A 12,509-nucleotide genomic window follows, 5' to 3' on the forward strand; every position below is an offset into this window, starting at 1 on the left:
CGATGGGCCGAAGGCCGGCCCTGTCAGTCGAATTTACGGCTTGGCGCCAGGACGACGGCCTCACCTTTCAGGACGACCGTATCACCGACAAGGCAGCGGGTTGCAAGGGTCACGCGGCGCTTTGTATGGTCGATCGCCTCGACCGTGACCTCGGCGCGCACCAGATCGCCCGGACGCACCGGGGCCATGAATTTCAGCGTCTGGCCCAGATAGACCGTGCCATGGCCGGGCAGCTGCTCGCCGATCACCGCCGAGATCAGCCCCGCCGTCAGCATGCCATGGGCGATGCGGCCCTCGAAGATGGTGTCCTGCGCATAGGCCTCGTCCAGATGCACCGGATTGCGGTCGGTCGAGACCTTGGCGAACATCTCGATATCCTCGTCGGTCACTACCTTCTGCAGGTAGCGCATCATCCCGACCTCGAGATCCTCGATGACGATCGTGCCGCGCGGCAGGTTGTCCAGCATCATTCAGTGCTCCCGATGAGTGGCTCCATGCTGCATAGCAGCAAAAACACCGCCGCGCAACAAAATAACACAGCCACCAGCCAGAAAGACTGATTGTTACCGAACCGTTCAGCGCAGCCGGCCGATGCTGTAGGCCGGATCCTGCGAGCGCAGCGCCAGCCATTCGGCAAGCCGGGCCGGGTCGGGATTCTCGACATCCGGGCCGAACTGGTCGAAGCCGAGACCCCCGGTCACGAACAGCGCATCCAGCCCCTCGCCCGCGGCACCGGCGATGTCGGTGGCGATGCCGTCGCCGATGGCCAGGATGCGGGCATTGTCCTCCAGCCCCAACCGGCGGCGCGCGAGGTCGTAGATCGGCGGATGCGGCTTGCCGAAGTAAAGCGACGTGCCGCCCAGATCCTCGTAAAGCTCGGCCAGCGCCCCGGCGCAGTAGAGACGCTTTTCGCCCATGTCCACCACCACATCGGGATTGGCGCAAAGCAGCTTCAGCCCGCGTTCGCGCGCCAGCACCAGCCGGCCGCGATAATCCTCGGGCACCTCGGTCAGGTCGTCGAACAACCCGCAGCAGACGATGCCCTCGGCCTCTTCCAGAGGCACGCGGGCGATCGGCGGGGCGTCGCGCCATTCCTCGGGGATATCGGCAAAGAAGCCCTCGTCCTTGGGCTGGGCGATGGCCCAGACGCGGCGGCCAACGGCACCGGCGAACATCGCATCCTGCGCCGCGTCGCCCGAGCTGACGATGGCGTCCCAGGCATCGCGCGGCACGCCCATGCGGTCGAGCTGCGCGGCCACGTATTTCTGCGGCCGCGGCGCATTGGTCAGCAGCACCACCCGCCCGCCATTCGCGCGGAAGCCCTGCAGCGCGGCGACGGCGGCGGGAAAGGCCGCGACGCCATTGTGCAGGCAACCCCAGAGGTCACAGAACAGCACGTCGTAGTTCAGCGCGATCTCGTCGAGCGCGCGGATGATCTGCGTCATGGAAGGGCCCTTCGGGTCAGACGGCCAGCGCCGGGATGATCTGCTTCTTGCGCGACATGATGCCGGGCAGCACCACCGTGTCGCCCGAGACGGCAGCGTTGAAGCTTTTCTCGGCGACCTGCTTCACGAAGTCGTTCGGCACCAGCAGTGTGGCTTCCTCGTTCAGGATGTCGACGATGAACAGCAGCACCTCGTCGGCGCCGTCGGCGGCGGCCACGGCGGGCATGGCGGCGATCAGCGCGTCCTTGCGGTCCAGCAGGACCTGCGGCGCCGTGGTCTCCAGCACCGAGACGCGCAGCTGCTTGCCGCCGAGCGCGTATTCCTTGCTGTCCATGCGCAGCAGCGCCTCCTCGGTAAAGGCCGAGACGTCGGACTTGGCCGCGAACATCTCGGCGGCATAGTCGGGGATCGAGACGCCCAGGTCCTTCGCCAGCTTCTCGGCCACGAAGCGGTCATGCGGGGTGGTGGTCGGGCTGCGGAATTCCAGCGTGTCCGACAGGATGCAGGTCAGCATGGCGCCCTTGACGGCGCGGGGCGCGCGGGCCAGGTCCTCGTCGCCGATCAGGTCGTGCATGATCGTCGCGGTGCAGGCCAGCGGCCGGATGGTGATGTTGATCGGCAGGCGGGTCTTGATACCGCCGGCCAGCAGATGGTGGTCGATGATCTCGATCACATCGGCCTCGGCCAGCGAATCGGGCAGCTCGGCGGGGTTGTTGGTGTCCACCACCACGCATTGCTCGCCCGGCGCCACATCCGCGATGATCTCGGGCTTGTCGAGGCCCCATTTCGCCAGCATCCAGGCGGCTTCGGTGTTCGGCTCGCCCTGCAGCACGGGTTTGGCCGGGGTCTTGCGCACCTCGGACAGATACCAGGCCCAGATGATGGGCGAGCCGGTCGAATCGGTGTCGGGGGCCTTGTGGCCGAAAACCTTGATCATGGGGATCCCCTGAAGCTTGGGCGGAAAATTCGCCGGCGTTATAGGGGCGCGGCCCGGCAATGTCTATCAACCCAGCGAGACCGCCGCGTTCACCGCCAGCGCCAGCAGCACCGTGTTGTAGAAGAACGAGAAGGCGGAATGGAACAGCGTCACCCGCCGCATCCGCGTGCTCTGCGCCGTCACGTCGGCGGTCTGGGCCGCCATGCCCAGCGTGAAGCTGTAATAGAGGAAATCCCAGATCCCCGCATCCCCGCCGCCATGGACAAGGCCGGGAAAGCCCAGTCCCCGCGCCTCGGTCCCGTCCGGCCCGCGCGCATACCACAGGCTGGCATAGTGGAAGGCCATGACGGTGTGGATCATCGCCCAGCCCAGCGGCACCGAGGCCAGGGCCAGCACCGGGCGCAGCGCGATCCCGGCATGAGGGTCGCGGATCGTCAGCAGGATGGCGGCCAGGCTGATCGCCACCGCGCCGCCCGCCAGCGGCACGATCAGCACCATGCCCTCGTCGTCGCGGTCGGCCTGCCGGCGCAGCTCCTCGGCGCCGATGCCGCGCATCAGCAGCCCGGTCAGCGCCAGATAGGCAGCGCAGAACAGCACCGAGAAGATCAGCAGCCGGTCCACGGCCTGCAGCCGGTAGAAGGCCAGCCCGGCCGCCAGGCCAAGCGCGAAGCTGAGCAGGAAGCGCAGATGCCTGCGCAGGTCCTGCAGCATCAGACCCGGGTCTGCTGGTGCTGAAGGATGCGCCAGTCGCCGGCGCGGCGGATCCAGGTCGTGGTGCAGAGCGCGCGATAGGTCTCGGCCCCGGCGCGGCGGGCGGTGGCGTGATAGGCCAGCACGCAGACCTCGTCGGTCTCGATGCTGGCGCGCTCGGCCATGGTCACCTCTTGCCAGCGCGGGGCGGATTGCAGGGCGGCGACGGCCGCGGCGCGATTCAGGATGCCTGTGGGCGCAAAGGCCATCAGGCAGGACCCGTCCAGCTTGCGCGCCGCCTCGGCCACGCCCGCCAGCCAGAATTCGCGTTCCTCGCGCCAGAGCTCATCCGCCATCGCCTTTCCCCTCCACCGTGATCGGGCTGATGGTCCAGCCCCTGTTTTCCAGCAATCGCAGCACGCCATGCTCGCCCGGCAGGTGCAGCGCGCCGAAGCCGACGACCACGGCCTTGCCCTGCCCGGCCGCCTCGGCCGCTGCCTGTTCAATGGGTTCGATCCAGCTTTCGTTCCGCTGGTCCATCAGCTTTTCCTGCGCCAGCCGCATCTGCCCGTCGATCTCGGCCCGGGTCAGCCCGGAATGGTCATAGGCGTCGAAGCGGCCGAATTCCCAGATCTTCCAGCTGTCGCCGGCGAAATAGGTATCCGCCAGCGTCACCGCGTAATCGTCGGCATATTGCGCGGCGGGCATGGCGGCGCGGATCATGTCCTCTTCCTCCTTGGGGGTCATGCCCTCGAAAAGGGTGAAGACCGTGTCCCAGGGCTCCAGCGCCCGGACCGGCACGCCGGCGGCCTCGGCCCGCCCGACCAGAAGGTGATCCAGGCCGCCGGGATCGCCCTTTTCCTCGATCACCCGCATCATGCAGGGCGAGACGCCCAGCATCACCGCCACATACCAGGGCCGCAGCCGGCTGGCGATGACCGCGGGCAGGCCCCGCGCCTCGAGCGCCGCGGCAAGCGATTTCCATTCCGCCTCCGTCAGCCGCTCGGGCAGGGTCGGCCCCTCGGGATCGACCAGCAGGGACGGGTCCGAGGTCATGGCCTCGGCCAGCCGCGCCTCTTCCTCGGGGCCGGCCTCGACCAGCAGCAGGGCGGCCGCGTCGATCTCGGGGCCGAAATGCCGCATGGTCAGGTCATGGCGCGGATCGGCGAAGTGATAGGTGCCCAGCAGCGTGACCCGCCGGTCGCCCTTCTCGGCGCGCCAGAACAGGCCGTGGCGATAGGGCACGCCCTCGGCCGCGGCGTCCAGCTCGGCCCGCCGTTCCGGCGTCATGCGCTCGAAGAGGTTCTGCCCCACGCAGTCCTGCGCCGCCGCGGGCAGGGCCAGGGCGGCGGCGGCAAGCAGGGCGGTCAGGATCGGCTTGAGGCGCATCGGTTCGGTTCCAGCAGCATCGACATGTGGCGGGCAGCATGGCACGGGCGCGCTGGCGGCGCCAGCCTAGCCGGGCAGCGGCAGTTCCTGCGGCGGCGGCGCCCCGGCGGCCACCGCGCGCCAGATGCGCTCGACCTGCGCGGCCTTGGCGGACCAGGTGAAATCGCGCATGACGCGGGCCTGCGCCGCCGCCGCCATCCCCGGCAGCACCGCCGGATCGGCGGCGATGGCCTCGAGCCGCGCGCGCAGTCCCGCCACCAGCTCGGCCCGGCTGCCCATGGGAATGCGAAAGCCGGTCGCCTGATCGACCAGCTCGCCCGGCCCGGCGTAATCCGCGACCACCGGCACCACGCCGAGCGCCATCGCCTCCAGCACCACCCCGCCGCCGAATTCCCGCACCGAGGGAAAGACCAACAACTGCGCCTGCGACGCGACGCCCTGCACCTGCTCGTGCGGCAGCCAGCCGTGGAACCGGACCGCCTGCTCCACCCCCTCGCGCGCCACCATCGCGCGCAGGCTGTCGCCCTGCGGCCCGTCGCCGACGATATCCAGCGTCAGCTGCCCGGCGCGCAGCAGCGGCAGCGCCGCCTCGACCGCCATGTCGGCCCCCTTGTAGGGCACGAGGCGGCCGATGAAGCAGCCGCGCAGCGGCAGGGTCCCGGGCTGGGGCGCGGTCAGGCTGAAGCGCGCGGGATCGATGGCGTTCTCGGGCAGCCAGACGGTCTTGTGGCGGTATCGCGCCGGGATCTCGCCCAGGGTGTGCATCGAGCCGCAGATGATCGCCGCGGCATGGCGCAGCATCGCCCCCCTGCCCGGCAGCGCCTTGTAGGCGCCGCGCACATAGGACAGCCATTCCTTTTCCCGCCGCCGCTCGCTGTCGAAGCCCCGGGGCCAGGGGACGCCGCCGTTCAGCGGTCCCAGCACGAAAGGCACGCCGGCGCGGGCGCAGAGCGGCGCGATGCGGCTGTTCGCTGTGGGCGTCAGCGGCGTCACCCGATGCACGACGTCATATGCGCCGGCGCGGATCCGCTCGCCGAAGGCGCGCCAGACCAGCCGCTCGAAATAGCCGTAGCCCAGGGTCGAGACCGCGGTCTTCATGGTCCAGCCCACGCCCTTGCCCATGCTGAGCCGCTCGGCCAGCCGCCACATCGGCGCGGCCAGCTTCTCGCTGTCGATGGCGGTGAAGTCGCGCCCCTCGACCAGGCCGGCGCGCAGGATCGCCTCGCGGTTGCGGACCTGGGTGACGATATGGACATCGGCCACCGCGCGCAGCGCATGGGCCAGCGACCAGCCGACCAGCGGGACCGAGACCCATTCGGGGTTCGCCGCCTCGGCAATGACAAGGGCCTTCAGACGCCGTTCCACCATCAGTTCCGCCCGCGCTGCTTCCCCTTCGGCCTAGCCGCGGCGCAGAAAGCGCGTCAAGCGGATTTCGCGATGAAATTTCCCGATCGCGGACCGTTGACAGCCCGCGCGCACGCGCCTAGATGGGCGTCATTGGCACTCACCGGAGCCGAGTGCCAACAGCTGCAACACTGCAACCTGAAACACCGGAGTGTTCTACAATGGCTTTCAAACCGCTGCATGACCGCGTTCTGGTCCGTCGCGTCCAGTCGGACGAAAAGACCAAGGGCGGCCTGATCATCCCCGACAGCGCGAAAGAGAAACCCGCCGAGGGCGAGATCATCGCCGCCGGCGAAGGCGCGCGCAAGGATTCGGGCGAGCTGATCGCGCCCGCGGTCAAGGCCGGCGACCGGGTGCTCTTCGGCAAATGGTCGGGCACCGAGGTCACGATCGACGGCGAAGAGCTGCTGATCATGAAGGAAAGCGACATCCTGGGCATCATCGCCTGATCGTCCCTTCCAGATAACCCATTCAAGGAGCGATTCAAATGGCTGCGAAAGAAGTCAAGTTCAACACCGACGCCCGCGACCGCATGCTGAAGGGCGTGAACATCCTGGCCGATGCGGTCAAGGTGACGCTGGGCCCGAAAGGCCGCAACGTGGTGATCGACAAGTCCTTCGGCGCGCCGCGCATCACCAAGGACGGCGTCTCGGTCGCCAAGGAGATCGAGCTCTCGGACAAGTTCGAGAACATGGGCGCCCAGATGGTCCGCGAAGTCGCTTCGCGCACCAATGACGAGGCCGGCGACGGCACCACCACCGCCACCGTGCTGGCCCAGGCCATCGTGAAAGAGGGCATGAAGGCGGTCGCCGCCGGCATGAACCCGATGGACCTGAAGCGCGGCATCGACGTTGCCACCGCGAAAGTGGTCGAGGCCATCAAGGCCGCCGCCCGTCCGGTCAACGACAGCTCGGAAGTCGCCCAGGTCGGCACCATCTCGGCCAACGGCGAAAGCTTCATCGGCCAGCAGATCGCCGAAGCCATGCAGCGCGTCGGCAACGAGGGTGTGATCACCGTCGAAGAGAACAAGGGCATGGAGACCGAGGTCGAGGTCGTCGAAGGCATGCAGTTCGACCGCGGCTACCTCTCGCCCTATTTCGTGACCAATGCCGACAAGATGATCGCCGAGCTGGAGGATGCCTACATCCTGCTGCACGAGAAGAAGCTGTCGTCGCTGCAGCCGATGGTCCCGCTGCTGGAATCGGTGATCCAGTCGCAGAAGCCGCTGCTGATCGTGGCCGAGGACGTCGAGGGCGAGGCGCTGGCCACGCTGGTCGTCAACAAGCTGCGCGGCGGGTTGAAGATCGCCGCCGTCAAGGCTCCGGGCTTCGGCGACCGCCGCAAGGCCATGCTGCAGGACATCGCGATCCTGACCGGCGGCCAGGTGATCTCGGAAGACCTGGGCATGAAGCTGGAAAACGTCACCATCGACATGCTCGGCCGCGCCAAGAAGATCTCGATCAACAAGGACAACACCACCATCGTCGACGGTGCCGGTGAGAAGGCCGAGATCGAGGCCCGCGTGTCGCAGATCCGCCAGCAGATCGAGGAGACCACCTCGGACTACGACCGCGAGAAGCTGCAGGAGCGTGTCGCGAAACTGGCCGGCGGCGTCGCCGTCATCCGCGTCGGCGGCATGACCGAGATCGAGGTCAAGGAGCGCAAGGACCGCGTCGACGACGCGCTGAACGCGACCCGCGCGGCGGTGCAGGAAGGCATCGTGGTCGGCGGCGGCGTGGCCCTGGTGCAGGGCGCCAAGGCCCTGGAAGGCCTGACCGGCGCGAACTCGGACCAGGAGGCCGGCATTGCGATCATCCGTCGCGCGCTGGAAGCCCCGATGCGCCAGATCGCCGAGAACGCCGGCGTGGACGGCGCCGTGGTGGCCGGCAAGGTGCGCGAATCCTCGGACAAGGCCTTCGGCTTCAACGCCCAGACCGAAGAATATGGCGACATGTTCAAGTTCGGCGTGATCGACCCGGCGAAAGTCGTGCGCACCGCGCTGGAAGACGCCGCCTCGGTCGCCGGCCTGCTGATCACCACCGAAGCCATGATCGCCGAGAAGCCCGAGCCGAAGGCTCCGGCCGGCGGCATGCCCGACATGGGCGGCATGGGCGGTATGATGTAAGCAGCCCCGCCTTTGGCGAAGCATTGGGCCGTCCCGAAAGGGGCGGCCTTCTTCATATCGGCAGCCGGTATCCCATCGCCTCACCCCCGAAAACGCAGCAAAAAGAGCGCCTTCAGGTCGCATCGAGCGCGCTGAACCGGGTGTCGGTGTCGGGGGGATCGTCAGCCTCGGCGACCGGGCACGCCAATATCGCCGCCGGTCCGCGGCATCGAAGGGGGCGGCTGCTTCATGCCGGCCGCCTTGTCTGCCGAATTGTTGGTAGCTGTCGGTCGTGGGCATGACCTGCGCCGGCCGTTCATCAGGCTGACGGGAGCCTGGACGGGAACGACAGATGGGCGGGATCGACCTGACCTTGATCCGTCCTTTCCCTGCCGGACCACGGCGTCACGGAAAACGGCGGGCTGGCCCCGATCACGCCCAAAACCGGCCGCGGCCTATCGCCGGGGCAGCCCGGCACCATGAAGGCGGCAGGATTTTCCCAGGTTCTGGTCGGATGGAAAGTTCGTGGCTGCGGATCTGCCAAAGCCCCCGGCAGCTCGGCTGCCGCGGGGTGATCCGCTGCCGGGCGAGTCCCTTCGCCCCTTCTCGGCCCGCGGACCGTTGCGCGACGGGAACCCGGCGGTTCGGGGCTATCGCGCCCCGGCTGCCTTGCGGTCGCATTCGGCAACCGCCGAGGCATCGTTCTGCTTGTTCAGGAACATGATCGCCAGCCGGCGCTTGTCCTGATGCCTTTGCGTGATCTTCCTGCGGTTCGCGCGTCTGTTGGGCGTTCTTGCCATTGTCTTGCCTTTTCTTGTGTTATTGGGCAGCCCCACCCGACCCGCGACCCGCAAGGGGCGAAGGATGTCGGGGGGACGAACCACGATCCTGGAAACATTGCGGGCGGGCCGAAACGGCTGCCCTGGCCTGCGCCTTACTTCTTGCGCTTGCCGGTGGGAGCGGGGCCCTTGGCAGCGTCCGAGGCCTCTCGGGCCAGCCGCGCGGCGCGCAGGCTGGCAGTCAGTTCCTCACGGCGCCGGGTCTGCTCGCTGATGATCTGCCGGGCTTCCGAGGTCGTCCGGTCCATCGCGGTCAGCGGCGCCGGCGCGCGGAAAAGCCCTTTCAGTCTGTCCTTGGGTGCCATGCCAGCCTCCGCAGGATGGGCCCGGCCAGGATCGGCCGGTCCCCTTGTCGCAATCGGCTTGCCGAAATCAGGCCAGCGCCAGATCGCGCGCCGACTGGCGGCCGTCGCGGCCGGTCTCGATTTCAAAGGTCACGGACTGGCCGTCGGCCAGATGCTGGATATTCGCCCGCTCGAGCGCCGAGATGTGCACGAACACATCCTTGCCGCCGTTCGCCGGAGCGATGAAGCCGAAGCCTTTGGTGCTGTTGAACCATTTCACGGTGCCGTTGGCCATCGTGATATCTCCTTCATGGTTTGTCGCCCGCGACATGCGGCGACCCGGCTTAGTCAGATCGTAACACAGTCTGAAGCCGGAAGGAGACAGGATGCGGAAGAAATAACGTAGCCAGCATTACATGGCGCGCATCGGGCCGAAATGCAAGGGGCGAAACTATCTTTGTTCTCCGCGCCGCCGAAAACCCGCCGGCGCGAAGCCGCTCAGCCCTCGTCGCGGCCGGCCAGCTCCAGCCATTCCTCTTCCGCGGCGGCCAGCGCCTGCTGGCGCTCGGCCAGCCCTGCGCTGGCCTTGGCGAATTTCGCCGGGGCGGTCTGGAACAGGTCGGGCTGGGCGAGGAATTCGGTCAGCTTGCCGATCTCGGCCTCCAGCCGCTCGATGATCGCGGGCAGCGCCTCCAGCCGCTTCCTCTCGGTAAAGCTCAGCCCGGCGCGTTCGGCCGCGGGCTTCGGCGCGGACCTTGCCGCGGCCGCCGCCGCCGGCTTCGCCGCCTCGGGCGCGGGCGCGGGCGCGGTATCGGGCCGCTGCGCGCGATAGTCCGACCAGCCGCCGGGATAGATCACGGCGCGGCCGTCGCCCTCCATCGCCACGGTGGTGGTGGCCACCCGGTCGATGAAGTCGCGGTCGTGGCTGACCAGCAGCACGGTGCCGTCGTAATCGCCAAGGATGTCCTGCAAGAGGTCCAGCGTTTCCACGTCCAGATCGTTGGTCGGCTCGTCCAGAACCAGCAGGTTCGAGGGTTTCGCCATGATCCGCGCCAGCAAGAGCCGCGCCTTCTCGCCGCCCGAGAGGCTGCCGACCGGCGCCCGCGCCTGTGCCTCGTCGAACAGGAAATCCTTGAGATAGGCGACGACATGGCGCGGATTGCCGCGCACCATGACCTGGTCCGACCGGCCCGAGACCCGCATGGTCGGATCGCCCGCCAGCGCGTCCCACAGCGTCACCGTCTCGTCTATGGCGCTGCGCGCCTGGTCGAAGACCGCGATTTCCAGATTGGTGCCGTGCTGGACGGTGCCGGTATCGGGCGCGATCTCGCCGGTCAGAATCTTGATCAGCATGGTCTTGCCGACGCCGTTCGGGCCGACGAAGGCCACCCGGTCGCCGCGCAGCACCCGCAGGTCGAAGGGTTTCAGGATCACCCGCTCGCCGAAGGACTTGGAAATCCCCTTGGCGTCGATCACCCGCTTGCCGGATTGCGGCCCCGCGTCCAGTTCCATGGCCGCGGTGCCCTGGCGGCGGATCTGGCCGGCGCGCTCCTCGCGCAGCGCGGCCAGGGCGCGGACCCGGCCCTGGTTGCGCTTGCGCCGGGCGCTGATGCCCTCGACCGCCCAGCGGGCCTCGGCCTTGATCTTGCGGTCGAGCTTGTGGCGCGCCTCGTCCTCGGCCGCCCAGACGGTTTCGCGCCAATCCTCGAAATGTTCGAAGCCCCGGTCCTGGCGGCGGACCTCGCCGCGGTCGATCCACAGCGTCGCCCGGGTCAGCGCCCGCAGGAAGGCCCGGTCGTGCGAGATCAGCACGAAACCCGCCCTGGTTGCCGCAAGCTGCTCCTCGAGCCAGCCGATCGCCTCGATGTCGAGATGGTTGGTCGGCTCGTCCAGCAGCATGAGTTCCGGGGCCTCGGCCAGCAGCCGGGCCAGCGCCGCCCGCCGCCGCTCGCCGCCCGAGGCGGTGGCGACCGGGCGGTCGGGGTCGAATTTCAGCCCCTCGGCCGCCATCTCGACGCGGTAGCCCTCGGCATCGCCAAGGCCGGCGCGCGCGAAATCGCCCAGGGTGGCGAAAGCCGACAGGTCCGGGTCCTGCTCCATATAGCCGACGCGGGTGCCGGCGGGGGTGATGACCTGGCCGGCATCGGGCTCGACCAGCCCGGCCATGACCTTCATCAGCGTCGACTTGCCCGAGCCGTTGCGGCCGACCAGCGCCAGCCGGTCGCCTTGCTGGACGGTCAGGTCCAGCCCGTCAAAGACGGGATTGCCGCCGAAGGTAAGGGAAATATCGGTGAGTTGCAGAAGCGGAGCGCGTGCCATGAGGGGCAGATATGCCGGGCCGCTGGCCGGGTCAACGGGGGACGGATGTGGGCGGAAGGGGGCTCTGCCCCCGGCCCTGCGGGCCTCCCCCGGGGTATTTTGAAACAGAGAAGCCGTGCAGGAATCACAGTGCCGCCACCAGCTGGCCGGCCAGCGCGTGCAGGTCGCGGCGATAGCCCGAGCGCGCCGAGGGCTGGTCGGGATCCGAGGTCATGGCGATGGCGGCCGGCACGGTCCCCGGAAAGACATAGATCATCTGCCCGCCATAGCCCCAGCCGTAACGCACCGGCCGGCCGGCGATGCGGCTGATGAACCAGCCATAGCCATATTCCTCGCCGTTGAAGATCGAGCGGGTGCGCGGCCGCCAGCTTTCCGCGATCCAGCCCGGCGGGATCACCCCCTGCCCGCCCGCGGCATAGGCGGCGCCGAAGGAGAGCAGGCTGCGGGTGCTCATCGCCATCTGGTTGCCGCCCAGATGGATGCCCTGCGGGTCGCGGTCCCAGGCGGTGATGGAAAAGCCGGGAATGTCCAGCCAGTCGCGCGCCAGCGCCAGGGTCGAGCGCCCGGAGGCCCGCGCCAGCATGGCCGAGACCAGATGCGTCGAGGCGGTGGAATAGAGCATCCCCTGCCCGGGATCGGCGACGAAGGGCGCGGCCAGCGCCGCGCGCACCCAGTTGCGGCTGCTGACCCAGGCCCCGTAATTCGGCCCCGACTGCCGTTCCAGCCCCGCCTGCATCGACAGAAGATGACCCAGCGTCAGCCGGGCGAGGCGCGGATCGGGATCGGCGGGCAGGTCGGCGCGCAGCAGTTCGGCCACCCTCTGGTCGGTGCCGGAAAACAGCCCGCGCGCGATGGCGATGCCGGCCAGGGCCGAGATGATGGATTTCGAGGCCGACTTGATGTTGGTCGGCCTGTCCGGGGTGAAGCCGCCGAAGCCGCGCGCCGCCACCTCCTCGCCGTCGCGCCAGACGGCGATGGCGCGCAGCTGCGGCAGGTCCACCGCCTCCAGCACCGCGGTGGGCGCGCCGCGCATCAGGCGCGGCATCGCCAGAAGAGGCAGGGCCAGCAGGATTGAACGTCGCTTCATCCGGGTTATAT

Annotated in this window: 14 protein-coding genes; 2 read left to right on the forward strand and 12 right to left on the reverse strand. The window is 68.6% G+C overall.

All coding sequences use genetic code 11. The features are described from left to right. Positions 1 to 23: 23 nt before the first annotated feature. From PARJ55_RS0101090 to PARJ55_RS0101120, 7 genes are all read right to left on the reverse strand, one after another. Positions 24 to 467 (reverse strand): MaoC family dehydratase, encoded by a 444-nt coding sequence (locus tag PARJ55_RS0101090; protein ID WP_028711304.1) that lies wholly within the window; start codon positions 465 to 467, stop codon positions 24 to 26. Between the two features lie 108 nt (positions 468 to 575). Next, positions 576 to 1,445, reverse strand: coding sequence for a TIGR01459 family HAD-type hydrolase (locus PARJ55_RS0101095; protein ID WP_028711305.1), 870 nt, complete (start codon positions 1,443 to 1,445; stop codon positions 576 to 578). 16 nt (positions 1,446 to 1,461) lie between these two features. Continuing rightward, a complete protein-coding gene (locus PARJ55_RS0101100) occupies positions 1,462 to 2,382 on the reverse strand; it encodes a manganese-dependent inorganic pyrophosphatase (RefSeq protein WP_028711306.1) in 921 nt (306 codons plus the stop codon). 66 nt (positions 2,383 to 2,448) lie between these two features. Continuing rightward, the gene (locus PARJ55_RS0101105; RefSeq protein WP_028711307.1) at positions 2,449 to 3,093 is read right to left on the reverse strand and encodes a DUF1345 domain-containing protein; all 645 of its coding nucleotides are present in this window, start codon (positions 3,091 to 3,093) and stop codon (positions 2,449 to 2,451) included. Next, complete coding sequence (locus PARJ55_RS0101110; protein WP_028711308.1) at positions 3,093 to 3,428, reverse strand: DUF4440 domain-containing protein; 336 nt, start codon at positions 3,426 to 3,428, stop codon at positions 3,093 to 3,095. Before PARJ55_RS0101110 ends, PARJ55_RS0101105 begins: the two co-directional genes overlap by 1 nt. Then, positions 3,418 to 4,461: a TraB/GumN family protein gene (locus tag PARJ55_RS0101115; protein ID WP_028711309.1), complete on the reverse strand. Its 1,044-nt coding sequence runs from the start codon at positions 4,459 to 4,461 to the stop codon at positions 3,418 to 3,420. Before PARJ55_RS0101115 ends, PARJ55_RS0101110 begins: the two co-directional genes overlap by 11 nt. Before the next feature lie 66 nt (positions 4,462 to 4,527). Then, on the reverse strand, positions 4,528 to 5,829 hold the full coding sequence (locus PARJ55_RS0101120; protein WP_028711310.1) for a glycosyltransferase family 4 protein: 1,302 nt from the start codon (positions 5,827 to 5,829) through the stop codon (positions 4,528 to 4,530). A gap of 197 nt (positions 5,830 to 6,026) precedes the next feature. Here PARJ55_RS0101120 and PARJ55_RS0101125 point away from each other — a divergent pair, with 197 nt between their 5' ends. Both PARJ55_RS0101125 and groL read left to right on the forward strand, forming a co-directional pair. Next, positions 6,027 to 6,314, forward strand: a complete 288-nt coding sequence (locus tag PARJ55_RS0101125) for a co-chaperone GroES (protein ID WP_028711311.1) — start codon at positions 6,027 to 6,029, stop codon at positions 6,312 to 6,314. A 38-nt stretch (positions 6,315 to 6,352) separates the two neighbouring features. Further along, positions 6,353 to 7,990 (forward strand): chaperonin GroEL, encoded by a 1,638-nt coding sequence (gene groL, locus PARJ55_RS0101130; RefSeq protein WP_028711312.1) that lies wholly within the window; start codon positions 6,353 to 6,355, stop codon positions 7,988 to 7,990. 629 nt (positions 7,991 to 8,619) lie between these two features. Here groL and PARJ55_RS23790 read toward each other — a convergent pair. From PARJ55_RS23790 to PARJ55_RS0101155, 5 genes are all read right to left on the reverse strand, one after another. Next, on the reverse strand, positions 8,620 to 8,769 hold the full coding sequence (locus PARJ55_RS23790) for a hypothetical protein (protein WP_156929399.1): 150 nt from the start codon (positions 8,767 to 8,769) through the stop codon (positions 8,620 to 8,622). A 134-nt stretch (positions 8,770 to 8,903) separates the two neighbouring features. Continuing rightward, positions 8,904 to 9,113 carry a hypothetical protein gene (locus PARJ55_RS0101140; RefSeq protein ID WP_028711313.1) on the reverse strand — a complete coding sequence of 70 codons (210 nt, stop codon included), beginning with the start codon at positions 9,111 to 9,113 and terminating at the stop codon, positions 8,904 to 8,906. Between the two features lie 67 nt (positions 9,114 to 9,180). Next, complete coding sequence (locus PARJ55_RS0101145; protein WP_028711314.1) at positions 9,181 to 9,387, reverse strand: cold-shock protein; 207 nt, start codon at positions 9,385 to 9,387, stop codon at positions 9,181 to 9,183. Positions 9,388 to 9,590: 203 nt separating this feature from the next. Then, positions 9,591 to 11,411, reverse strand: a complete 1,821-nt coding sequence (locus tag PARJ55_RS0101150) for an ABC-F family ATP-binding cassette domain-containing protein (protein ID WP_028711315.1) — start codon at positions 11,409 to 11,411, stop codon at positions 9,591 to 9,593. Positions 11,412 to 11,535: 124 nt separating this feature from the next. Next, the gene (locus PARJ55_RS0101155) at positions 11,536 to 12,498 is read right to left on the reverse strand and encodes a serine hydrolase (protein WP_028711316.1); all 963 of its coding nucleotides are present in this window, start codon (positions 12,496 to 12,498) and stop codon (positions 11,536 to 11,538) included. Positions 12,499 to 12,509: the final 11 nt, after the last annotated feature.

The organism is Paracoccus sp. J55 (assembly GCF_000513975.1).
GTDB lineage: Bacteria > Pseudomonadota > Alphaproteobacteria > Rhodobacterales > Rhodobacteraceae > Paracoccus.